Consider the following 255-nt stretch of genomic DNA (forward strand, 5'->3'; position numbering starts at 1 on the left):
CTGGAGATGCAGCCCGTTCGGCGCGATGCGCGTCATGCCGGGCAGGGCCGCCTTGTGCAGCAGGCCAGAGAGGCTGCCGAGCAGGTTCTGCTTCGGCGCGCTGTAGAGCGCGTTCATCGTTGAGGTGGGAATGCTGCCCGTCGCGAACGACGCTGTCTGCACGGGTGCAAGCTGCGTGCTGCTATTCTGCGAGGACTGCTGCGGCAGCACCGGCTCCGCCGGTTGTTGGGGCACGGGCGGCTGGCTGTAGACGCT

1 pseudogene is annotated in these 255 nt (G+C 67.8%); it reads right to left on the minus strand.

Annotated features, from left to right (window positions below):
* Positions 1-255: pseudogene (locus EOD29_RS33320) on the minus strand (peptidase M15A); the annotation flags it as partial.

Source organism: Mesorhizobium sp. M1A.T.Ca.IN.004.03.1.1 (genome assembly GCF_003997555.1).
GTDB lineage: Bacteria > Pseudomonadota > Alphaproteobacteria > Rhizobiales > Rhizobiaceae > Mesorhizobium.